Here is a 21,836-nt window from a genome sequence, read left to right on the forward strand (position 1 = left end):
TTTCCCTATTCCTGGCTGCGACATTTTGCCCGTCGTGGTCCGGCCGCCGGGATCGATTCTGTCCATGTCAGCGCAAGAATGTTGGGGCGGATGGACCTTCCCGAGGGTAAAGTCCGCATCCCCCATAACCTTCCGAATAACGACGCCCGGTCCAACGACGATGACACGCTTGTCCAGCTTTGCCGCGGGCGCCCGCGACACCGTGCCGATGCTGGTGGGTGCGGCGCCCTTCGGCGTGATCTTCGGCACGCTGGTGGCGGCCGGCCCGCTCGTCCTCTGGCAGGGGCAGCTGATGTCCCTGTCCGTCTACGCCGGGTCCAGCCAGTTCATCGCGGTCGGGCTGGTGGCCGGGCACGCGGGGCTGCTGGTGATCTGGCTGACCACGCTGATCGTCAACCTGCGCCACGCGCTCTACGCCGCCACGCTGCTGCCGCACGTTGCCCATCTGCCGGCGCGCTGGCGTTGGGTGCTGGGCTTCTTCCTGACCGACGAGACCTTCGCGGTCATGGCCGGCTATTACGCCCGGCATCCGAAGGCGCCGCTGGGGCACTGGTACTTCCTGGGTTCCTGCCTGTCCATGTACGGCAACTGGCAGCTCTGGACGCTGGTCGGGCTGATCTTCGGCGCGGCCTTTCCGCAGTTGCAGTCGCTTGGCCTCGATTTCGCGATGGTCGCGACCTTCATCGCCATCGTCGTGCCGCAGCTTGCCAGCCTGCCGCACTTCGCCGCCGCGCTGGCGGCAGGGACGGTCGCCTATCTCGGGCAGGACCTGCCCTACAAGCTGGGGCTGATGACGGCGGTGACGGTCGGCGTGGCCGTCGGGCTCACGCTGCTGCGCTGGCGGGCCGGGAGCGCCCCGGACGAGGTTTCGGAGGAGGCGGCGTGATGGACGGAACCCTGACCAACACCATCATGATCCTGGGCATGGCGGCGGTGACGGTCTTCGTGAAGGCCGCGCTGTTCGTGCTGGGCGACCGGGTCGTCTTCCCGCCGCTGCTGAAGCAGGCGCTGGGATTCGTGCCGGTGACCGTGCTGACCGCCATCATCGTGCCGATGATCCTGGCTCCCCACGGCCAGGGCATAGAGCTGACCTGGCGGAACCCGCAGTTGGTGGGCGCGGTCGCGGCCGTGCTGGTCTGCGTGGCGACGGGGCGGCAGTTGCTGACCATCGTCGCGGCGCTGGCGGCCTTCTTCGGCTGGCAGCTCGGCGTGCTTGCTTAAAAAGGCCACAATCCGTGCACAGCCGTCATGCTGCGGCGCGGTGGCGCGGAGGCGCCCCGATCCTGTATGGTCGCGCGATCCAAAGGGCTAATCCAAAGGGTCGGCAATGACTCGGCGTCTGCGTCTGCTTCCTCTGTCTCTGGCCGTCGGTTGCGCGGTGCTGGTCACCGCCTGCGAAACGCGGGACCGGATTCCCCGGCCGCCCGTGGTCCAGACGGCTCCGCCCGCCGCCGGCCCCGGCCTGGATCCGATGTACGGGGATTGGGAGACGGACAAGGGCGCCCAGATGCGCTCCCAGCCGTCGAACAGCGCGCCCCTCGTCGCGTCCTACGGGCCGGGCCAGCCGGTGAAGGTGCTGGGCCGCGCGCGCGGCACCGATTGGGTGGCCGTTCAGGCCGGGGGCTCCACGGCCTACATCCGGATGCACCTGCTGCGCCTGCGCGGCACCGCTCCGCAGACCGTCAAGGGCACGACCACCACGGTCGCCAAGCCGACGGACAACGCCGGCCCGTCCATCAAGGCGGCCCCCCGGCGCAAGATCGAGGCGACCCCCATCGGGAATTGATCGCCTGAAACGCGAAAGGCCCCTCTTCCGGACGGGAAGAGGGGCCTTTCGCGTTGTTGGGACTGGAGCGATCAGAACTCCTTCCAGTCGTCGTCCTCGCTGGTGTTGCGCTTCAGGACGGCGGCCGAGCCCGCGGATTTGGCGACCGGCTTGGCAACGGGCTTGGCGGTGGCGCGAATCGTCCGGCCGGCAGCCGACGGCTTGGCCAGTCCGGCGGTTCGATGGTGGGCGGACGCCGCCGGGGCGGAGGCCGCCATGGCCTGGAGGATCCTCGGGTCCAGCTTAAAGAAGCCGATCAGCGTCTTCAGGTCCGCGGCCTGCCCGGTCATCGCCTGGGCGGCTGCCGTGGTTTCTTCGACGAGCGCCGCGTTCTTCTGGGTCATCTCGTCCATCTGGGCGACGGTGGCGTTGATCTCGTCCAGCGCCGCGGCCTGCTCGCTGGAGGCGGACGCCATCTCGGCGATCAGGCCGGCAACCTGCTGGACGCCGGACACGATGCCGCCCAGGGCGTCGCCGGCCTTCTTGACCAGATCCACACCGTCGCGCACCTGGCTGTCGCTGTCCAGGATCAGGCTCTTGATCTCCTTCGATGCCTGGGCGGAGCGCTGGGCGAGGTTGCGCACCTCCTGCGCCACCACCGCGAAGCCGCGCCCCGCATCGCCGGCCCGCGCCGCCTCCACCGCCGCGTTCAGCGCCAGCAGGTTGGTCTGGAAGGCGATTTCGTCGATCACCCCGATGATGTCGGTGATCTTGCGGCTGGCGTCCTCGATCCGCTTCATCGCCTCGATCGCCGAACCGGCCACAGCGCCGCCCGATTCGGCCGCCGCGCGGGCGTCCACCGCCATGCCGTTGGCGCGCTGGGCATTGTCGGCGTTGGAGCGCACGGTGGCGCCCAGCTCCTCCATGCTCGCCGCCGTCTCCTCCAGCGAGGACGCCTGCTGCTCCGTCCGCTCCGCGAGGTCGCTGGAGCCCAGCGACACTTCGGACGCCGCCGAGGCGATGGTCTCCGCCGCCTGGGTGATCTGCCCGACGATTTCGGAGAGCTTGGTGGAGGTGGCGTTGACGTCGGTCTTGAGGGTCTGGAAGGCGCCCTGGTAATCGCGCTCGACGCGCTTGTTGAGGTCGCCCTGGGCGAGCGCGCTGAGCACGGTGCCGAGGTCGGCGATGACGCTCTCCACCGTGTCGGTCAGGCGGTTGATGCCCGCCGACATGGTCTTGTAGAAGCCGTCCTTGTCCGCGAGATCGAGGCGGCGCGACAGGTCGCCCTTGGACACCGCGTCGATCAGCGTGGCGATCTCCTCGCCGATGGCCTTCTCGCGGGCGCGCTGGGCCTCGTCCTCGCGGCGTTCGGCTTCCAGCCGTTCGCGCTCGGCCTCGTCCATGCGCTTCTTCTCGACGGCGTTGTCCTTGAAGACCTCCACCGCCTTGGCCATCTGGCCGATTTCGTCCTGATTGGACAGCGCCGGGATGGACACCGTCAGGTCGCCGGCCGCCAGGTTGGTCATCGTTCCGGTCATCGCCACCACCGGCTTCACGATCGACCGCGCCACCAGCCAGGCCGCCAGGACGCCGATCAGCACGGCGATGATCGCCAGCGTGATGTCGACGGACATGGTGCGTTCCATGTTCGTCTGCATCTCGTCATGCATGACCTTGCGGGCCTGGGTCTGCATCTCGACCGTCTTGCGGGCGGCATCGCCGAACTCCGCCGCTTCCTTGGCCATGACGTTGAAAGCGAGATCCTGAGCCCCCATCACGGCGGTGGCGACCTGCTCCACGATCTCCACATAGCGGTCGGAGAGCTGGTCGGCCTCCTGCGCCAGCCGCTTGCGCTCGGGGTTGCGCAGCCGTTCGGCCAGCGGGCGGATCAGGGCGTTGAAGGCGTCGTTGCGGGCCTTCACCTCGTCCACCAGCTTCTGGCTCGGCTCGGTCAGGAAGCGCAGGGCGGCGATGCGGGCGGCCATCAGCTTTTCCTGCGCGGCGCCGGTCAGCGCCGCGGCCTCCTGGTCGCCGTCGGCGGCGGCGGTCGCCATGATCCGTTCCAGGTTGGCGGAGGCCTTGGCGCCCGTGGGGTTCAACTGCTCGGCCACCAGCCGGTCGCGCCGTTCGCGCACATCGACCAGCTTGTTGAAGTTGGCCTGATAGCTGGCGAAATATTGGATCATGCGGTCCATATTCGCGCGGCGCCCCGGATCCAGCGTGGCGTCGCGGGCGACGCGCAGTTCCTGGTCCAGCCCCCGCATGATCTCCTTCACCCGGTCGATCGTGGCGTCGTCGCCGGTGAAGGAGTAGCTGACGACATTTCGCCGCATGTCCGCCACCTTGGCCTCCAACTCGGCCACGCGGAGCGAGTTGTCGGAGATGCTGACGTAGCGGTCGAATTCCGCATCGGTGGAGGACAGCGCCCGGACCCCGACGACCACGACGAGGACGAGCAGCGCGAGGACGAACAGGAAGCCCGTGTAGATGCGGGTCCCCACCTTGAAGCGACCGGTAAAGCTGGCGTTCTGCATGATCGGATGAATCCCGGCGTGCGATTTCGCACGGAATGATAGGTCAGGTATGGTTTCAAGTCTGTTTACATTTCCGTCAATACCCTTCGATTGTCGCGGGGATGTGCAGGGCAGCCATGCGGGATGCCCCTGCGGCCCTTTGCGCAAGCGCCCGCCGTACCCAGTTTAGGGCATTCGTCCCCTCCGCTTCCTTCACCGACCGAGACCGTTTCCCATGCGCCGCCGCTCCACATCCGCCAGCCCAGCCCCGACCTTCGCGGAGGCGGCGTCCAGCACCGGCGACATGGCGGCGATGCGGTCGCTGCTGCCCTATCTGTGGCCCAGCGATTCGCTGGAAATCCGGGTGCGCGTGGTGGTGGCGCTGATGCTGCTGGTCGGCGCCAAGGCGGCTAACGTCTATGTGCCGATCTTCTACAAGCGGGCAGTGGACGCGCTGACCGCCGGCAGCGCCGGACCGATGGTGGCGATTCCGCTGGGGCTGATCGTCGCCTACGGCCTTGCGCGGGTGATGTCGCTGGTCTTCGCGGAATTGCGCGACGCGGTCTTCGCCAACGTGGCCCAGCGGACCATCCGGAAGGTGGCGCTGTCCGTCTTCCGGCACCTGCACGCGCTGTCGCTGCGCTTCCACCTGGAGCGGCAGACCGGCGGCCTGACCCGGTCGCTGGAGCGCGGCACGCGCGCCATCGAGGCGCTGCTGCGCTATGCCCTGTTCTCCATCGTGCCGACGCTGGTGGAGATCGGGCTGGTCTGCGTGATCCTGTGGCGGATGTTCAACGGCTGGTTCGCGCTGGCGACCTTCGTCACGGTGTTCGGCTACATCGCCTACACCTTCTTCGTGTCGGAATGGCGCATCCAGTTCCGCCGCGCCCTGAACGACAGCGACAGCAAGGCCAACACCAAGGCTGTCGACAGCCTGCTGAACTACGAGACGGTGAAGTATTTCGGCAACGAGGAGCACGAGGCGCGGCGATACGACGCGGCGCTGGCCTCCTACGAGCGGGCGGCGGTGAAGAGCCAGCGCAGCCTTTCGCTGCTGAACATCGGCCAGTCGGCGATCATTTCGCTGGGACTCGCGGTGGTCATGGGCATGGCGGCGCGCGGCATCGTGAACGGCACGATGACGCTGGGCGACTTCGTGCTGGTCAACACCTACCTGTTGCAGCTCTACCAGCCGCTGAACTTCTTCGGCGTGGTCTACCGCGAGATCAAGCAGGCGCTGACCGACCTGGAATCGATGGTGAAGCTGCTGTCCGTGGACCGCGAGGTGGCGGACGCCCCCGGTTCGCGCCCCCTGTCCGTGACCGGCGGCGAGGTGCGGTTCGAGGGAGTGGAGTTCGGCTACGACCCGCGCCGGCCGATCCTGAAGGGTGTCAGCTTCAGCGTGCCGGCGGGCAAGACCGTGGCCATCGTCGGCCCGTCCGGCGCCGGCAAATCGACCATCGGGCGCCTGCTGTTCCGGTTCTACGACGTGTCGAACGGGCGCATCCTGATCGACGGGCAGGACATCCGCGACGTGACGCAGTCGTCCCTGCGCGCGGCCATTGGCATCGTTCCGCAGGACACGGTGCTGTTCAACGACACGGTCTACTACAACATCGCCTACGGCAGCCCCGGCGCCAGCCCGGCGGAGGTGGAGCAGGCGGCCCGGCTGGCCCACATCCACGACTTCGTCATGGCGCTGCCCGACGGCTACGAGACCACGGTGGGGGAGCGCGGGCTGAAGCTGTCCGGCGGCGAGAAGCAGCGCGTGGCGATCGCCCGCACCATCCTGAAGAACCCCGGCATCCTGCTGTTCGACGAGGCGACCTCCGCGCTGGACACCCACACGGAGCGGGAAATCCAGGCCAACCTGCGCGAGGTCAGCCGGGGGCGCACCACGCTGGTCATCGCGCACCGCCTGTCCACGGTGATCGACGCCGACGAGATCCTGGTGCTGGAGGCCGGGCGGGTGAGCGAGCGCGGCCGGCACGCCGAGCTTCTGGCCCGCGGCGGCGCCTACGCCGCCTTGTGGGCGCGCCAGCAGGAGTCCTCGCAGGGGCCGGAGCCGGTGCCCGAAGTCCTCGCCCCGACCTGAGCCAATCCGTTAGACTTCCTCCACCAATCCCAAGAAGGATGACTCCATGGGACCGGTACGGCAGGCGTTGCGCGCGGCGACGCGGGACATCCATGACCGCCTGGACAAGGCGGCGATCCTGCGCCCCCTGACCAGCCCCGACATCACCGAGGATGGCTACCGCGCCGCGCTGGTCGCTCTGCACGGCTTCAACGCCCCAATTGAGCAAGCGCTGGGCGGTTCCGCCGAGCGGCTGGACCTGCTGCGCGCCGACTTGGCCGACCTTGGCCTGGACGCCGAGTCGCTGCCACTCGCCACCGATTTGCCGGCCCTGGACAGCCACCCGGCGCGGCTGGCCGCCCGCTACGTGCTGGACGGCTCGGCCCATGGCGGGCGGGCCATGCTTCCGAACGTCACGCACCGGCTGGGGTTCGACGCGGAACGCGGCGCGCGCTTCCTGGCGTCGGCGGGCATCGACATGGCCGGGCGGTGGAAGGAACTGCTCGCGCGGCTGGAAAGCGAGCTGGCGGCTCCCGAATCGACCGCGGCGGCCTGCGACGCGGCGGTGGCCCTGTTCGGCGCGCTGGACGTCTGGCTGGCCCGTTGCGTGCGTGAGCCTGTCCGGGGCTGACGGATTCACGTCGTCAAAGCGGGCTTCAACACAGCTTCTCCATAGCCTTTCCATAGGGGGCTTCACCGCGCCGCCCGCGCCCGCTAGGTTCTCACCCCATGACGACCTCTGCCATGACTTCCGCCGCCCACACCCCCGCAGCACTGGCCGACGCGGTGCGCCGTGGTGACCGCCGCGCGCTCGCCCGCGCCATCACGCTCATCGAATCGACCCGCCGCGACCACCGCGCCCAGGCCGACGCGCTGCTGGAGGCGCTGCTGCCGCACACCGGCAACTCGGTGCGGGTCGGCATCTCGGGCGTGCCGGGGGTGGGCAAGTCCACCTTCATCGAGGCGTTTGGGCTGCATGTGATCGGGCAGGGGCACAAGATCGCGGTGCTCGCCATCGATCCGACGTCGCAGCGCACCGGCGGATCGATCCTCGGCGACAAGACGCGCATGGTCGACCTGTCGCGCGAGGCGGACGCCTTCATCCGCCCGTCCCCGGCGGGCTCCACGCTGGGTGGCGTGGCCCGGCGCACGCGCGAGGCGATGCTGATCTGCGAGGCGGCGGGCTTCGACGTGATCGTGGTGGAGACGGTGGGCGTCGGCCAGTCGGAAACGGCCGTCGCCGACATGGTGGACCTGTTCATGCTGCTGCTGCTGCCGGCCGGCGGCGACGAGTTGCAGGGCATCAAGAAGGGCATCGTGGAACTGGCCGACGTGGTGGTCGTCAACAAGGCCGACGGCGACCTTGCCGCCACGGCGCGGCACACGGTCGCCGATTACCGCCACGCGCTGATGCTGCTGCGCCACGGCGACTGGCGCGTGCCGGTGCTGAGCTGCTCCGCCATCCACAAGGGCGGCATCGACAAGGTCTGGGAGACCATCGGCGATCACCGGGCGGCCACCGAGGCCTCCGGCGCCCGCGCCGCCCGCCGCGCCGAGCAGGCCCGCGCCTGGCTGTGGAGCGAGATCCGCGAGACGCTGGTGGAGGCCTTCAAGGGCCACCCGGACGTCCGCGCCGATCTGGCGGCGTGGGAGGCGCGCGTCACCGGCGGCGCCATCACCCCCACCGCCGCGGCCCGCACGCTGCTGGAGCGGTTCCTCGGGCGGCCGGTGGAGTAGGTCCTTCGGCTTATATTGCAACGCAGCATTTTCTGTTGCGCTGCGTCATTCCCGTGCCTATGGTGAATTGGGCGGGAAAGGAGCGCCTTTCTGGCGCTTGGGCGATGGTTTTGCCCGCAGTCTCCTGGGATCTTCGCCGGGGTCGACCTTTCCGACACAGCCCCCTGCGTCGATTCGTTTTCGGGAGACTTTGGGAATGTCCGCCAATTTTCTAGCCATGTTCGCCCCCCTCGGTTCCCTCGCCAAGACTGGGGCCGAGACCCAGGCTGCCCGCTCCGCCCGTCTGGCGGGGGTGGTGCAGGACGGCTATCGCCGCCTGTTCGACACCATGACCACCGGCGTCGGTGAAGCCACCCGCCTCGCCTCCGAGTTTGGCAAGGTCCGCAACGCCGCCGACCTCGCCGCCCTCCAGCGCGAGTGGCTGAGCGTCACCCAGGCCCAAGTCACCGGGCAGGTCCAGACGATGCTGGACGTTTCCTCCAAGATCGCCGCCGAACTGACGGCCGAGCTGATTCCGCAGGCGGCGCCTGTTCCGGCGGCCGCTGCCGCCCCGGCCGCTCCGAAGCCGGCGGCCCCGGCCCCGGTGGCGCCGAAGGCCGAGGCGAAGCCGGAACCGAAGCCCGAGGTGAAGGCCCCGGCGAAGCCGGCCGCCGCCAAGGCCGCCGCTCCCGCTCCCAAGAAGGCACCCGCCGCCAAGGCCGCCCCGAAGGCTGAAGCCCCGAAGGTCGAGGCGCCCAAGGTCGAGGCCCCGAAGGCGGCCGCACCGGCCCCCGCGCCGAAGGTGGAGGCTCCGAAGGCCGCCGCGGCTCCGGCGCCCGCCGCTCCGGCTGCCAAGGCGGACGCCCCGAAGGCCGAGGCTCCCAAGGTCGCGGCGGCCCCTGCCGTCGCAACGCCGAAGGTCGAAGCGGCTCCCAAAGCCGAGGCGCCCAAGGCTGACGTGAAGGCGGAGGACAAGAAGGCCGCGGCCCCCGCCGCCGAGTGATTTCGGGATCGCGGACCCCACCGGCCTGGGGTCCGTTGATCGGGCGCGCGTCCGTCTCTTCCTTTCTTGACGGGCGCGCGCTTGTTCGACTATAACGCCGCCTCCTTCGGGCGGAATGCTGCCCGGGACCGGGTTTCATTTGCTATAAAAAGGATCAGTCCGATGGCACGTCGGTGCTCCGTGACCGGTAAGGGCACGCAGTTTGGCAACAACGTCAGCCACGCCAACAACAAGACCCGCCGCCGTTTCCAGCCGAACCTGCAGGAAACGTCGCTGCTGAGCGACTCTCTGGGTCAGATGGTGCGTCTGCGTCTCTCCACCAACGCGATCCGTTCGATCGAGCACAAGGGTGGTCTCGACGCCTTCCTGCTCGACGCGAAGGACACCGTCCTGAGCGACGATGCGCGCCGTCTGAAGCGCCGCATCGCCAAGGCTCAGGACAAGCAGGCCGTCGCCGCCTGATTGCGGTCGGGAGCCTGTTCCGGCTCCCAGGCCTTCTGGTGTTGCTGCCGCGGAGGGTTCGTCTCCGCGGACGGGCTTGAAAGCCCAAGCCAGGACGACTCCGACTCTCGGTTGCACCGAATCCCGGTTGAGAGTTTCGCGCGCGAGACCACACGGTTTCGCGCGCGTTTTGTCGTTGCGCGGTGCCCCCTCCCTAACCCTCCCCCGCTGCGCGGGAGAGGGGACTAAACTCCCTCTCCTGCGAAGCGGGGGAGGGAAGGGGCCCATGCGCAGCATGGGAAGGGTGCAAGTGCCCTCTCAGAACGACCGCTGCAACCCGAACAGCACCCGGTAGCGCGGCGAATCGGGGCCGAAGCCGACGCCCACGCCGACGCCCAGCGCGGTCTTCTCGGCGACCATGTGGCGCAGGCCGGCCTCGACGAAGTTGTCGGCCTTGCCACGCTCCTGCAATTGCTCGCGCAGCACGTCGACGACGATGGCCGTGGTGGGGGCCACGGCGACATTGACGCCGGCCACCGCCAGGAAGCGGTTGTCCCGCTGGTCGGAGGTCGGGTCGAACAGGTGGCGCCAGCCCAGGTTCACGTGCAGGCGCGGCGCGGTGCTCGACGTGCCCAGCGGCTGCGTCATCCGCGCGGTGATCCCGGCCTCGGTCGCCGTGTCGCCGGAGCCGTAGGGGATGCTCACCAGCGGCTCCACGGTGAAGCCCGGGCGGCCGTCCTTCGGCGCCAGGATGTTGTATTCGGCCGACAGGCGGACGTCGCCCCGTTGCGCGTCGTCGGCGTTGCCGACCCGGTAGCTGGGGTTCGCCTTCAGGGACAGGCCGTCGGCGACTCCGACTTCGATCTCCGGATCGAAGGTCAGGCGGTTGCGCCCGCCATTCTCCTTCACCCGGTCGTAAAAGCCGCGCAGCCGCACGTCCACATTGCCCTTCTCGATGGCCGCGGCGTCCTCGACCGTAACGGGGATTTCGGTGGAGAGCGTCATGTGCTCGTCGTCGGCGCGCGCCTCCGCACAGAATGCCACCGCCGCCAGCATCGCCGCGACCCCCGCGCCGCTTGCCCGCATCGTTCATCCCCCCTCATGTTGCGTGGGGCCTTCAACGCGCGGGTATGGGAATGGGTCCGCCCTCACTCGACCGAATCGGGGTCCTCCGCGTCCACCACGCGTCGGGCGATGTCGTAGGCGAAACCGGCGCGGCCCAGCGCGGCCAGATCCTTGTCGCGGAACTCCGCCCGCTTCTCCGGCAGGCGGTAGGGGCCGAGCCGGCGCCGTCGGGCCAGCGCCAGGGCGGCGGTCAGGTTCAGGTCGCCGTCCACCTCTTCGTCCAGGGTGTCGAGCGCGCGGTCGGCTTCGTCGCGGTCGATGCCCTTGGCGGCCAGCTTCTCGCGGATGGCGCGGGTCGAGGTTCCGCGGCGGTGCAGGCTGGCCGCCCGCATCTCGGCGTAGGCGGCGTCGTTCAGCAGGCCGCTGCGCTGGTAGCGCGCGATCAGCTCCTCCACCCAGCGCGCACCCTCGGCCGGGTCGGTGCCGTGCGCCTGGGCGGAGCGTTCCACCTTGCGCATCAGCACGCGCCGCAGGTTGGCCGAGGAGCTGGCGAAGCGTTGCAGATAGTGGAGCGCCGCGTTCTCCAGATATTGCGGCGTCACGCGCCGGGGGGGCTTGCGGGCCGGGGTCGAGTCGCGCGTCATGGCTGTCTCCCGTCCGGAGGCGGTTGCCGGGACGGGCGGTGCGTCCTAAAGTCCCCGCCGTCCCTGTGATTTGTGATCCGATGACTCATCCTCTTCCTCCCATGCCCCGCACCGTCGGCGCCGTCAACTGGGTCGGCCTGTGGACCCTCTACGCGCGCGAGGTGCGCCGGTTCCTGAAGGTGCACCAGCAGACCGTTTGGGCTCCGGTGGTGACCACGCTGCTGTTCTACGCCGTCTTCGCGCTGGCGCTGGGCGGTGCGGTGCGGATGATCGGGCCGGTGCCGTACCTGGAATTCCTGGCGCCCGGCCTCATTATGATGGCGATGGCGCAGAACTCCTTCGCCAACACCTCCTCCTCGGTCGTGATCGCCAAGGTGCAGGGCAACATCGTCGACATCCTGATGCCGCCCATGGCGCCGCTGGAGTTGGCCTTCGGCTTCGTGATGGGCGGGGTGACGCGCGGCCTGTGCGTCGGGCTGGTTACGGCGCTGGCGATCTGGGCCTTCGTTCCGGTGCATGTGGCGCACCCGGCCTTCGTGATCTACCACGCGGTGATGGCCTGCATGCTGCTGTCCCTGCTGGGGCTGGTCGGCGGCATCTGGTCGGAGAAGTTCGACCACATCGCGGCGGTGACCAACTTCGTGGTGACGCCGCTGTCCTTCCTGTCCGGCACCTTCTATTCGGTGGAGAACCTGCCGTCGACCTTCTGGTGGATCGCCCATTTCGACCCGTTCTTCTACATGATCGACGGCTTCCGCTACGGCTTCATCGGCCGATCGGACGGCACGCTGGGGGTCGGGCTGGTGGTGATGGCGGCGGTGGACGGCGCGCTGTGGTGGCTGGCCTGGCGCATGCTGAAGACGGGCTACAAGCTGAAGGCGTGATTCCACCCGGCCTGCGCCGCCATTCCGTTGACAGAACCGGGCAATCTCTTGATATTTGCCGCTTCCCCGACGGGCAGGGGTGCCCGCCGGGTGTTCCTCATTTGGAGGCTTTTGCCGTGATTCCGGTCGTTATGCCCACGTATGCCCGCGCCGACATCGTGTTCGAGCGGGGCGAAGGTCCGTATCTCTACGCGACCGACGGGCGACGATTCCTGGATTTCCACACCGGAGTGGCGGTGTCGGCGCTCGGCCATGTGCATCCGCATCTGGTCAAGGCTCTGACCGATCAAGCCCACAAGGTCTGGCACACCTCCAACCTGTTCCGGGTGGCGGGGCAGGAAAGCCTCGCCAAGCGCCTGACCGAGGTCACCTTCGCCGACACCGTGTTCTTCACGAACTCGGGCGCGGAGGCGTGGGAGTGCGGCGCCAAGCTGGTGCGCAAGTACCATTACGAGGCCGGCAACAAAAACAAGACCCGCATCATCACCTTCGAGCATGCCTTCCACGGCCGCACGCTGGGCGCCATTTCGGCGGCCAAGCAGGAGAAGCTGATCAAGGGCTTCGGACCGTTGCTCGACGGCTTCGACCTCGTGCCCTTCGGTGACCTGGACGCCGTGCGCGCCGCCATCACCGAGGAGACGGGCGGCATCTGCGTCGAGCCCATCCAGGGCGAGGGCGGCATCCACCCGGCTTCGGTGGAGTTCCTGCGGGGCCTGCGCGCGCTGTGCGACGAGCATGGCCTCCTGCTGTTCCTGGACGAAATCCAGTCCGGCATGGGCCGCACCGGCAAGCTGTTCGCCCATGAATGGGCCGGCATCACGCCGGACGTCATGGCGTCGGCCAAGGGCATCGGCGGTGGTTTCCCGTTCGGCGCCTGCCTCGCCACCCAAAAGGCGGCGTCCGGCATGACGCTCGGCACCCACGGCTCGACCTATGGCGGCAATCCGCTGGCCATGGCGGTCGGCAACGCCGTGCTGGACGTGATGCTGGAGCCGGGCTTCCTTGACGGCGTGCAGCGCATCGCGGGCGTTCTTAAGGCTCGCCTGGCGGATCTCGTCGCCCATCATCCGGCGGTCTTCACCGAGGTGCGGGGCGTGGGCCTGATGCTGGGCCTGAAATGCGGACCGGAACTCGGTTCCGTCATCGCCAAGGCGCGGGACAATGGTCTTCTGGCCGTTCCGGCCGGCGACAACGTCATGCGTCTGCTGCCGCCGCTGATCATCGGCGACGCCGAAATCGAGGAGGCCATCGCCATCCTCTCCAAGACCGCGAAGGAGATGGCGTGATGGCCAACGTTCGGCATTTCCTCGACATCGACCGGCTGGACAGGGCGACGCTGCGGCAGATCCTGGACATGGCCGTCACCATCAAGAAGGACATCCCCGCCTACCGCTCGCTGTTCGCGGGCCGCACGCTGGCGATGATCTTCGAAAAGCCCTCGACCCGCACCCGCGTGTCGTTCGAGGTCGGCATGCGCCAGCTCGGCGGCGACGTGGTCGTCCTGAAGCCCGACGACATGCAGCTCGGCCGCGGGGAGACCATCGGCGACACCGCGCGCGTGCTGTCGCGCTACGTGGACGCGGTGATGGTCCGCACCATGGGCGAGGAGCGCGTGCACGAGCTGGCCGAGTTCGCCTCGATCCCCATCATCAACGGGCTGACCGACCAGTCGCACCCCTGCCAGATCATGGCCGACCTGCTGACCTACGAGGAGCATCGCGGCCCCATCGAGGGCTGCGTGGCGGCCTGGATCGGCGACGCGAACAACGTCGCCGTCAGCTGGGTGCACGCCGCCGTGCGCTTCGGCTTCGAAATCCGCATGGCCTGCCCGTCGGTCTACGGCCCGTCGGCGGCGCTGCTCGACTGGGTGAACCGCGAGGGCGGCCGGATCACGGTGACCGAATCGCCGGAGGAGGCCGTGCGCGGCGCCGACTGCATCATCACCGACGCCTGGGCCTCCATGCACAACACCGACGTGGACGAGCGGGCCGCCGTGCTCGCCCCCTACCAGGTGAACGAGGCGCTGATGGCGCTGGCCCATCCCGACGCGCTGTTCATGCACTGCCTGCCCGCCCACCGCGGGGAGGAGGTGACGGACGGCGTGATCGACGGGCGGCACTCCGTGGTGTGGGACGAGGCGGAAAATCGCCTGCACGCCCAGAAGGCGGTCCTGGCATGGTGCCTCGGAGCCACTATCTAAGAGCATTCTGCCTGTTTGCTCGAAACTTGAGGACATGATGGACGATCCTTCCGTCCAACCGATCAGCGACGACCTCGTTCTGCCGTTCCAGATCGAGGCGTCGCGCCTGCGCGGCCGCATGGTGAAGCTCGGCCCCGCGCTGGACGAAATCCTGACCCGCCACGCCTACCCGGAGCCGGTCGCCCGCTTCCTGGCGGAGACGATGACGCTCGCCATGCTGCTGTCCAGCATGCTGAAGTACGACGGCATCTTCACGCTGCAGACCAAGGGCGACGGGCCGATCAGCTTGATGGTCGCCGACATCACCTCCGTCGGCGACATCCGCGCCTACGCCCAGTTCGACGAGGCCGCGCTGCAGAAGGCCGCCGACGACATCGCCATCGCCCCGGCGCCGGCCCTGCTCGGCAAGGGCCACATCGCCTTCACCGTGGACCAGGGGCCGAACACCGAACGCTATCAGGGCATCGTCGAGCTGTACGGCAAGACGCTGGCCGACTGCGTGCAGCACTACTTCCGCCAGTCGGAGCAGATCGACACCGGCCTGACCGTCTCGGTCGACCAGGAAACCCTGCCGGACGGCAGCAAGGGCGCCTGGCGGGCCGGCGGCATCATGGTGCAGCGTCTGCCCCAGGAGGCGACGGAACAGGTGCTGGGCTCCGGCGACGAGGACGCGTGGCGCCGCGCCATGGTCCTGCTGTCCAGCACCACCGGCGACGAGCTTCTGGATCCGGACCTGCCGGCCAGTGACCTGCTGTTCCGCCTGTTCCACGAGGACGGCGTGCGCGTCTGGCAGCCCAAGGCCCTGCGCTTCGGCTGCCGTTGCTCGCGCGAGCGGGTGTCGGACATGCTGTCCCGCCTGCCGCGGACCGAGGTGCAGACCCTCAAGATCGACGACGGCCGCGTCGAGGTGGTCTGCCAGTTCTGCTCGACCGCCTACCATTTCGACGACGCCGATCTGGACCGGGTCTACGGCAACCCGCAACCCTGACCGCAACCCTGACCGTTGCAGGTTCCGAATGCGCTCCGGGAACGGCGCGGCTATAGTGCCGCGCCGTTTTTTCTTGTCCAACCGGAGCGATCATGCCCTCCCGCCGTTTCGTCCTCGCCGCCGGCTTTGCCGCGCTGGCTCTGTCGGCCTGCCAGAGCACGCCGCCGCGTCCGGCGCCCCGGCCCATCGACTTTTCCAACTTCGGCCCGATCGTGCTGAACGCGGGCAGCATCGACGTGGTCGACGCCCACCGCCCGAGCGGTGGCACCCATGTCGAACAGCGCGCCGCCGTGCCGCCGGCCGAGGCGGTCCGCCGCTGGGCCAGCGAACGGCTTCAGGCCGGGGGCGGTCCGGGCCGCGTGCGCGTCACCATCCGCGACGCCAGCATCATCGAAACGCAGCTGGCGAAGACCGGCGGCGTGAAGGGCTATTTCACCAACGACCAGGCCCAGCGCTACGACGGCCGGATCGAGGTGGAGGTCAGCGGCGAGGTGCCGGGCGAGACCAGCTTCCGCGGCATGACCAAGGCGACGGTGACCCATTCGACCACCGTGCCGGAAAACATCTCGCTCGCCGACCGCGAGGCGACCTTCCAGGAGATCACCCGCCGCATGATGGACGACCTGAACGCGCGGCTGGATGCGGGGATTCGGAAGGATCTGGGGGCGATGGTGCGGCGGTAAGCGTCGGGATGCGCTTGCCCCCACCCTAACCCTCCCCCGCTGCGCGGGAGAGGGGACTACCGCCGCTTTGCCCAAAGCCCCCTCTCCCGCGCAGCGGGGGAGGGTCGGGGAGGGGGCAGAACAGCCCCCAACGCAAAAGGGCCGCCCCGTGGGGCGGCCCTTCGCACATCGGAGGGGGGAGCCGATTAGTAGCGGTAGTGGTCCGGCTTGAACGGGCCTTCGGCCTTCACGCCGATGTACTCGGCCTGCTTGGCCGTCAGCGTGGTCAGCTTGGCGCCGATCTTGTCCAGGTGCAGACGGGCGACCTTCTCGTCCAGGTGCTTCGGCAGCACATAGACCTGGCGCTCGTAGTTCTTATGGTTGTTCCAAAGCTCGATCTGGGCCAGCACCTGGTTGGTGAAGCTGGCGCTCATCACGAAGCTCGGGTGGCCGGTGGCGCAGCCCAGGTTCACCAGGCGGCCCTGGGCCAGGACGATCAGGCGCTTGCCGTCGGGGAAGACGACCTCGTCAACCTGCGGCTTGACCTCTTCCCACTTGTAGTTGCGCAGAGCCTCGATCTGGATCTCGCTGTCGAAGTGGCCGATGTTGCAGACGATGGCGCGGTCCTTCATCTGGCGCATGTGGTCCAGCGTGATGACGTCCACGTTGCCGGTCGCGGTGACGAAGATGTCGCCCAGCGAAGCGGCCTCGTCCATCGTGATGACCTGATAGCCTTCCATGGCAGCCTGGAGGGCGTTGATCGGGTCGATCTCGGTGACCAGGACGCGCGCGCCCTGCGAGCGCAGCGAGGCGGCCGAGCCCTTGCCCACGTCGCCGTAGCCGGCGACCACGGCGACCTTGCCGGCCACCATCACGTCGGTGGCGCGCTTGATGCCGTCGACCAGCGACTCGCGGCAGCCATAGAGGTTGTCGAACTTCGACTTGGTGACGCTGTCGTTGACGTTGATGGCGGGAACCTTGAGGGTGCCCTTCTTCATCATCTCATACAGACGGTGCACGCCGGTGGTGGTCTCCTCCGACAGGCCGCGCACGTCGTTCAGCATCTCCGGATACTTGTCGTGCATGATCTGGGTGACGTCGCCGCCGTCGTCCAGGATCATGTTCGGGGTCCAGCCGTCCGGACCACGCAGGGTCTGCTCGATGCACCACCAGAACTCCTCCTCCGTCTCGCCCTTCCAGGCGAAGACCGGGATGCCGGCGGCGGCGATGGCGGCGGCGGCCTGGTCCTGGGTCGAGAAGATGTTGCACGAGGACCAGCGGACGGTCGCGCCGAGAGCGGTCAGCGTCTCGATCAGCACGGCGGTCTGGATGGTCATGTGCAGGCAGCCGACGATGCGGGCGCCCTTCAGCGGCTTGGCATCGCCGAACTCTTCGCGCAGCGCCATCAGGCCCGGCATCTCGGTCTCGGCGATGGTGATTTCCTTGCGGCCCCACTCGGCGAGGCTGATGTCCTTGACCTTGTAGTCGGTGAAGTTGGCGGGCGCGGCCATGGGGCTTGTCTCCTGGACAGCAAAGACGATTGGGCGGGCACGCCGGCCCGCTTCTGCGGCCATGGTGTAGCAGCGCGTCCGCTTCCGCGCAAGCATAAAGATATCTTTATGTTTGTGGGGTATCCGTTGCGCTAAATCGCCGCCATGATCGCCGCCGTGGGGGGTTCAAACCCGCCCTGCTCATGCCCATACTTCACCTAAGGGTAAAGGCAAGCGAGGCGGGGAGGCCCCATGCTGGCGGTGTTCGGCGGACAAGACCCGGTGATGAGCGTCCGGCAGGTTCTGAGCGAGGGCGACATCGCACGCCTGCGCCGCCGCGCGGCCAACCGTCCGAGGGCTCGGTCGGGGGCCGAAGCATCCGGCGAGCGGGATCCGGTGTGCCCTGGTGGGCCGGATTGCGCGGTTGCGGAGCGGCTTTGGGCGGAACACTGAAAGAGGGGGAGTGTTTCCGGTAAACACAAAGCGCAGAAGATCGAAAGGGAAGGGGAAAAACTTTTCCTTTGATCGTCTGATCTTTTGGCCTTTGTGTTGTTGAGAGGCACTGACCCGTACGGCTGGCAGGGAACGACACGAGCCCCCAATGGTGCGCGAAGGCTTCTGGACCCGGATCGGCCGGCATGAACTGATGCTCCTGATCGGCATGGCGGTCGCTGCCGGGCTGATCCTGTCCTTCGGGCTCCTCGCCGGTGAGGTGATGGAGGGCGAGACCGTCTCCTTCGACCGGGCGATCCTGCTCGCCCTGCGGGTGGCCGGCGACCCGGCGACGCCGCTGGGTCCGGGGTGGCTGCAGAACGCCGCGCGCGACATCACGGCGCTGGGCAGCATCGCGGTCCTGTCCCTGATCACGCTGCTGACGCTGGGGTTCCTGCTGCTGCTGCGCAAACGGGGGGCGGCGCTGCTGGTCTTCCTGGCGGTCGGGGGCGGGATGACGATCAGTTCGCTCCTGAAGAGCGAGTTCGAACGGCCCCGGCCGGACCTCGTGCCGCACGGCGACATCGTGTTCACGGCAAGCTTCCCCAGCGGACATGCGCTGATCTCGGCGGTGGTCTACCTGACGCTGGGCGCCTTGCTGGCGCGGTTGGTCGGCCGGCGCCGGCTGAAGGCCTACGTGCTGGTGGTGGCGATCGGGCTGACGCTGCTGATCGGAAGCAGCCGCGTCTATCTGGGCGTCCATTGGCCGACGGACGTGCTGGCCGGATGGTGCGTCGGTGCCGCCTGGGCGTCGCTGTGCTGGCTGGTTGCACTGTGGCTGCAAAGTCGCGGTGCGGTCGAACAAGGCAGCCCTGCGGAGCCCGAGTCGGATCGGGCTTGACCGAGACTCGCCATACCCGATATCCCGTCGTGATCTCTATCGGACGGCACAGCATATCGATGTCCAAAGGCAGGCTCGACCACGAAACCTTGCAAGCCGTCGGCGTGCTGATGCGCGCCGTCGAGCAGGCGCGGGTGCCCGGCGTGCTGGAATTCCGGCTGCTGACCGACGCGCTCGGCCGGGCCGTGGAATCGGCGCGCGTGCGCGACTTGGAAGACGCCAAGCGCATCTTCGACGCGCTCGACAGCGAATTCCGCGCCCGCATCGTCCTGCGCGCGAACGAGATGGCGCGCGTCGAAGCGAACCTCGGCGAGCGCGTCCCGAAGGCGCCCACGGCAACGGCCGAACCGCCGCGCCGCCGCCTTATGGGCGCGCCGCTCGGGGCCGCCTCGCTTGGTAAGGCGGTGCGCTCGGCGACCGGCTTCCTGGCCGCGCTGAACGGCGCGCGGGGGGCTGCCGCGGCGGAGGCGGAGCCCGACAGCCGCGCCACCGCCAAATCGCGGCTGAAGGCCGCGGTGGAGGAGCGGCGCGAAGCCGAACTCGCCGCCGCGACGCTGCGCGCGGGCGAACCGCTGCCGCGCGCCACCTGGACCTCTTGAGGAAGAACGGCATGACCGAAGCCAAGCGTTGGTTCAAGGTTGGGGATCAGGTGACGGTCAACAACAGCCAGTCCGGGCCGGAGCGGATCGCCACCGTCAAGGCCTTCACCGAAGGCAACCGCTGCATGGTGCTGTCCGACGGGACGGAGTGGCGCGCGGACGGCCGCCGGCCCTGGCGCTTCGGCGGGTCCTTCTACAAAGGTCCGGTGGTGGAGCCGACGCAGCCCGGCGACGTCGACATCGTGGCCAAGCGCCGCGCCATCGGCTTCATCCGCAAGTTCGCCCAGGACCTGTCCATGGACAGCCCGCTGCCGGTCGAGGCGCTGAAGCGCATCGTCGACCTGATCCAGGCGGAGCAGAAAGCCACGCCGGACGAAGAATCCCCATCCGATCCGTCCTGACCCGATCCGTTCTGATTCGGGCGGTCAGGCGCGGCCCAGATAGCGCCGCGCCCAGCCGAGCCCGGCGAGCGTGCCGGCCTTCGGCCGGTATTCGCAGCCGACCCAGCCGCGATAGCCGATCTCGTCCAGCACCCGCAGCAGGTGGTGCGGGTCGCACTCGCCCGTGTCGGGCTCGTGCCGGTCGGGGACGCCGGCGATCTGGACATGGCCGATCAGCGGGGCCAGCCGCCGCAGCCGCGTCGTCAGGTCGCCTTCCATGATCTGCGCGTGGTAGAGGTCGAACTGGAGCTTCAGGTTGGGGCGGTCCACCGCCTCGATCACCTGTGCGGCCTCGTCCGTGGTGCGCAGCAGATAGCCGGGCATGTCGCGGTGGTTCAGCGGCTCGATCACGACGGTGCGGTCGTGGTCGGCGGCGCGGTGGGCGGCGTGGCGCAGCCGCTCCGCATACAGCGCCAGGGCGTCCTTGCGGCTCAGGCCCTCCGGCGGAATGCCGGCCATGACGTGCAGGGTGGGGCAGTCCAGCGCCGCGGCGTAGATCAGCGCACGCTCCACCGATTCCACGAACTCCACCTCCCGGTCGGGCAGGCAGGCGAGGCCCCGCTCGCCCGCGGCCCAGTCGCCGGGGTGCAGGTTGAACAGCGCGACCGAAACGCCGCTGTCCGCCTTGCGGCGGGCGAGGTCGGCTTCCGGGAATTCGTAGGGGAACAGGAACTCCACCGCGCGGAAACCCGCCTCCGCGGCCGCAGTGAAGCGGTCGAGGAACGGAACCTCGGTGAACATCATGGAAAGGTTGGCGGCGAGACGCGCCATGATCGTCACTCCTCCTCTGGCCTTCCCCGGCCTTATGCGAGGATTGAGAAGAGAGAGTGGCGCGAGTGACGGGACTTGAACCCGCGGCCTCCGGCGTGACAGGCCGGCGCTCTAACCAACTGAGCTACACCCGCGTTTTGGCTCCGGATGCTGGACTCGAACCAGCGACACGCGGATTAACAGTCCGCTGCTCTACCGACTGAGCTAATCCGGAACGGAGGCCGGCTTATAAGCCCGTTCCCGGACCCTGGCAAGCGAAATCGAACAGGGGTGACCGGATTTTTTCAGGCGTGCCGGCCGGCCCGTGACAACGGCGTCCACCCCTCGCGCGTCGGTTGACAGGGGCGCCGGCATTCGCTTCCTTCCGCAACCGGTCCCCGTCCTCATTTTTCCGGTCCCAGTCCGCATGTCCAAGGTCGTCCCCTTCGCCGCCGCACGCGAGGCCCTGATCGCCCGCCTCACCGAGCAGCTTCCCCCCTCCACCGAGTGGGCCGGGCGCCTGCTGCTGATGCCCGACGGCGTGCGGACCGAACCGATGGCGGCCGAGGAGGCGGTGGAGGGCCTGCGCGCCTTCCGCGCCGGGCTGGGCGAGGCTATCGGGGCCGCCGCCTGCTCCGTCGGCGGCATGTGGGTGTCGCGGGAGGACTGCCTGGATTGGGACGGGCTGCTGGCCCCGCTGGCGGTCGCCGCCTGCTATGTGGTGAAGGGCGCCACGGGAGGCTCCGGCCTGTCGGTGGAGCTGTTCCGCTGCAAGGCCGCGCTGGCCGGATGGGGCGTGCGGGGCCTGCGCGGGGATGCGTCGGTGGCGCGGGCGGCGGGGTATGCCGTGGTGTCGGTCAGCCGTCGCCCCGACGATCAGGAAATCGTGCTCGACCGGGTCATGGACACCTTCAGCTTCGTCCTGCGCAGCCAGGGCGAGCCGACGCTGGAGGCCGACGATTTGGATGCCCGCCTGGCACGGCGGGCGTGGCCCATGCGCAAGTAGAACACCCGCTCAGCGGATCAGGGCGTCGGCGTTGACGATGCGGTCGAGGGTCTGCGACCGCTGCACGTCCCGCAACTCCAGGATGATGCCGAGGTTCAAGTCTGCCAGGCTTTCGGCCAATGACCGGACCGTGTCCCGCACGCGGTCCAGCGCCCGCATGTCGTAGTCCGATTCGCCGCTGAGCGAACTGACGAAGGCATTGATTTCCAACTGCATTCTCGCCGGGCTCCGCCGTAGGTGGTGGTTGCGTCCTACCTCTGCGT

24 protein-coding genes and 2 tRNA genes are annotated in these 21,836 nt (G+C 68.6%); 18 read left to right on the forward strand and 8 right to left on the reverse strand.

All coding sequences use genetic code 11. From position 1 onward, the window contains the following. Positions 1-160 precede the first annotated feature (160 nt). The 3 genes from ACSVC7_RS18955 (at position 161) to ACSVC7_RS18965 (ending at position 1,786) form a co-directional block, all read left to right on the forward strand. Positions 161-886: an AzlC family ABC transporter permease gene (locus tag ACSVC7_RS18955; protein WP_448206050.1), complete on the forward strand. Its 726-nt coding sequence runs from the start codon at positions 161-163 to the stop codon at positions 884-886. Further along, positions 886-1,221, forward strand: a complete 336-nt coding sequence (locus ACSVC7_RS18960) for a branched-chain amino acid transport AzlD family protein (RefSeq protein WP_448206051.1) — start codon at positions 886-888, stop codon at positions 1,219-1,221. Before ACSVC7_RS18955 ends, ACSVC7_RS18960 begins: the two co-directional genes overlap by 1 nt. A gap of 106 nt (positions 1,222-1,327) precedes the next feature. After that, on the forward strand, positions 1,328-1,786 hold the full coding sequence (locus tag ACSVC7_RS18965; RefSeq protein ID WP_448206052.1) for an SH3 domain-containing protein: 459 nt from the start codon (positions 1,328-1,330) through the stop codon (positions 1,784-1,786). A gap of 71 nt (positions 1,787-1,857) precedes the next feature. Here ACSVC7_RS18965 and ACSVC7_RS18970 read toward each other — a convergent pair whose 3' ends face one another. After that, positions 1,858-4,299, reverse strand: coding sequence for a methyl-accepting chemotaxis protein (locus tag ACSVC7_RS18970; RefSeq protein WP_448206053.1), 2,442 nt, complete (start codon positions 4,297-4,299; stop codon positions 1,858-1,860). A 214-nt stretch (positions 4,300-4,513) separates the two neighbouring features. On the opposite strand from ACSVC7_RS18970, the gene ACSVC7_RS18975 reads away from it, so the two are divergent. The 5 genes from ACSVC7_RS18975 to rpmB all read left to right on the forward strand — a co-directional run bounded on the left by ACSVC7_RS18975 (position 4,514) and on the right by rpmB (position 9,533). Beyond that, the gene (locus tag ACSVC7_RS18975) at positions 4,514-6,373 is read left to right on the forward strand and encodes an ABCB family ABC transporter ATP-binding protein/permease (protein ID WP_448206054.1); all 1,860 of its coding nucleotides are present in this window, start codon (positions 4,514-4,516) and stop codon (positions 6,371-6,373) included. 46 nt (positions 6,374-6,419) lie between these two features. Then, positions 6,420-6,983, forward strand: a complete 564-nt coding sequence (locus tag ACSVC7_RS18980) for a biliverdin-producing heme oxygenase (RefSeq protein ID WP_448206055.1) — start codon at positions 6,420-6,422, stop codon at positions 6,981-6,983. Between the two features lie 98 nt (positions 6,984-7,081). Further along, on the forward strand, positions 7,082-8,089 hold the full coding sequence (gene meaB, locus ACSVC7_RS18985; protein ID WP_448206056.1) for a methylmalonyl Co-A mutase-associated GTPase MeaB: 1,008 nt from the start codon (positions 7,082-7,084) through the stop codon (positions 8,087-8,089). 196 nt (positions 8,090-8,285) lie between these two features. After that, positions 8,286-9,071 carry a phasin family protein gene (locus tag ACSVC7_RS18990; protein WP_448206057.1) on the forward strand — a complete coding sequence of 262 codons (786 nt, stop codon included), beginning with the start codon at positions 8,286-8,288 and terminating at the stop codon, positions 9,069-9,071. Positions 9,072-9,233: 162 nt separating this feature from the next. Further along, complete coding sequence (gene rpmB, locus ACSVC7_RS18995) at positions 9,234-9,533, forward strand: 50S ribosomal protein L28 (protein WP_448206058.1); 300 nt, start codon at positions 9,234-9,236, stop codon at positions 9,531-9,533. A 297-nt stretch (positions 9,534-9,830) separates the two neighbouring features. Here the strand turns inward: rpmB and ACSVC7_RS19000 are convergent, their stop codons facing one another. Continuing rightward, positions 9,831-10,598 (reverse strand): hypothetical protein, encoded by a 768-nt coding sequence (locus tag ACSVC7_RS19000; RefSeq protein WP_448206059.1) that lies wholly within the window; start codon positions 10,596-10,598, stop codon positions 9,831-9,833. Positions 10,599-10,660: 62 nt separating this feature from the next. Further along, a complete protein-coding gene (locus tag ACSVC7_RS19005; RefSeq protein WP_448206060.1) occupies positions 10,661-11,221 on the reverse strand; it encodes a regulatory protein RecX in 561 nt (186 codons plus the stop codon). Positions 11,222-11,301: 80 nt separating this feature from the next. Here ACSVC7_RS19005 and ACSVC7_RS19010 point away from each other — a divergent pair, with 80 nt between their 5' ends. The 5 genes from ACSVC7_RS19010 to ACSVC7_RS19030 all read left to right on the forward strand — a co-directional run bounded on the left by ACSVC7_RS19010 (position 11,302) and on the right by ACSVC7_RS19030 (position 15,976). Then, positions 11,302-12,105 carry an ABC transporter permease gene (locus ACSVC7_RS19010; RefSeq protein WP_448206061.1) on the forward strand — a complete coding sequence of 268 codons (804 nt, stop codon included), beginning with the start codon at positions 11,302-11,304 and terminating at the stop codon, positions 12,103-12,105. Between the two features lie 131 nt (positions 12,106-12,236). Next, positions 12,237-13,391: an aspartate aminotransferase family protein gene (locus ACSVC7_RS19015; RefSeq protein ID WP_483508522.1), complete on the forward strand. Its 1,155-nt coding sequence runs from the start codon at positions 12,237-12,239 to the stop codon at positions 13,389-13,391. Then, on the forward strand, positions 13,391-14,305 hold the full coding sequence (gene argF / locus ACSVC7_RS19020) for an ornithine carbamoyltransferase (protein WP_448206063.1): 915 nt from the start codon (positions 13,391-13,393) through the stop codon (positions 14,303-14,305). Before ACSVC7_RS19015 ends, argF begins: the two co-directional genes overlap by 1 nt. A 37-nt stretch (positions 14,306-14,342) precedes the next feature. Then, positions 14,343-15,293 (forward strand): Hsp33 family molecular chaperone, encoded by a 951-nt coding sequence (locus ACSVC7_RS19025; protein WP_448206096.1) that lies wholly within the window; start codon positions 14,343-14,345, stop codon positions 15,291-15,293. Between the two features lie 92 nt (positions 15,294-15,385). Then, positions 15,386-15,976 carry a hypothetical protein gene (locus tag ACSVC7_RS19030; protein ID WP_448206064.1) on the forward strand — a complete coding sequence of 197 codons (591 nt, stop codon included), beginning with the start codon at positions 15,386-15,388 and terminating at the stop codon, positions 15,974-15,976. A 185-nt stretch (positions 15,977-16,161) separates the two neighbouring features. Here ACSVC7_RS19030 and ahcY read toward each other — a convergent pair whose 3' ends face one another. Further along, complete coding sequence (gene ahcY / locus ACSVC7_RS19035) at positions 16,162-17,466, reverse strand: adenosylhomocysteinase (protein WP_448206065.1); 1,305 nt, start codon at positions 17,464-17,466, stop codon at positions 16,162-16,164. Between the two features lie 231 nt (positions 17,467-17,697). Between ahcY and ACSVC7_RS19040 the strand changes: the two genes are divergently transcribed. The 4 genes from ACSVC7_RS19040 to ACSVC7_RS19055 all read left to right on the forward strand — a co-directional run bounded on the left by ACSVC7_RS19040 (position 17,698) and on the right by ACSVC7_RS19055 (position 19,778). Further along, complete coding sequence (locus ACSVC7_RS19040) at positions 17,698-17,898, forward strand: hypothetical protein (protein WP_448206066.1); 201 nt, start codon at positions 17,698-17,700, stop codon at positions 17,896-17,898. Positions 17,899-18,046: 148 nt separating this feature from the next. Then, entirely contained in the window at positions 18,047-18,778 is a 732-nt protein-coding gene (locus tag ACSVC7_RS19045; protein WP_448206067.1) for a phosphatase PAP2 family protein, read from the forward strand. A 59-nt stretch (positions 18,779-18,837) separates the two neighbouring features. Continuing rightward, positions 18,838-19,377, forward strand: a complete 540-nt coding sequence (locus ACSVC7_RS19050) for a hypothetical protein (protein WP_448206068.1) — start codon at positions 18,838-18,840, stop codon at positions 19,375-19,377. A gap of 11 nt (positions 19,378-19,388) precedes the next feature. Continuing rightward, a complete protein-coding gene (locus ACSVC7_RS19055) occupies positions 19,389-19,778 on the forward strand; it encodes a hypothetical protein (RefSeq protein ID WP_448206069.1) in 390 nt (129 codons plus the stop codon). A 24-nt stretch (positions 19,779-19,802) separates the two neighbouring features. Here the strand turns inward: ACSVC7_RS19055 and otnI are convergent, their stop codons facing one another. The 3 genes from otnI to ACSVC7_RS19070 all read right to left on the reverse strand — a co-directional run bounded on the left by otnI (position 19,803) and on the right by ACSVC7_RS19070 (position 20,802). Continuing rightward, entirely contained in the window at positions 19,803-20,588 is a 786-nt protein-coding gene (gene otnI, locus ACSVC7_RS19060; RefSeq protein WP_448206070.1) for a 2-oxo-tetronate isomerase, read from the reverse strand. A 57-nt stretch (positions 20,589-20,645) separates the two neighbouring features. Then, positions 20,646-20,722 (reverse strand) — tRNA-Asp (locus ACSVC7_RS19065). Positions 20,723-20,726: 4 nt separating this feature from the next. After that, positions 20,727-20,802: transfer RNA gene (locus ACSVC7_RS19070), tRNA-Asn, on the reverse strand. Between the two features lie 192 nt (positions 20,803-20,994). Here ACSVC7_RS19070 and ACSVC7_RS19075 point away from each other — a divergent pair. Beyond that, positions 20,995-21,573, forward strand: a complete 579-nt coding sequence (locus ACSVC7_RS19075; RefSeq protein ID WP_448206071.1) for a hypothetical protein — start codon at positions 20,995-20,997, stop codon at positions 21,571-21,573. A gap of 9 nt (positions 21,574-21,582) precedes the next feature. Here the strand turns inward: ACSVC7_RS19075 and ACSVC7_RS19080 are convergent, their stop codons facing one another. Further along, positions 21,583-21,789, reverse strand: a complete 207-nt coding sequence (locus tag ACSVC7_RS19080; RefSeq protein ID WP_448206072.1) for a hypothetical protein — start codon at positions 21,787-21,789, stop codon at positions 21,583-21,585. Positions 21,790-21,836 lie beyond the last annotated feature (47 nt).

The sequence above is a fragment of the Azospirillum mesophilum genome, from assembly GCF_053470405.2.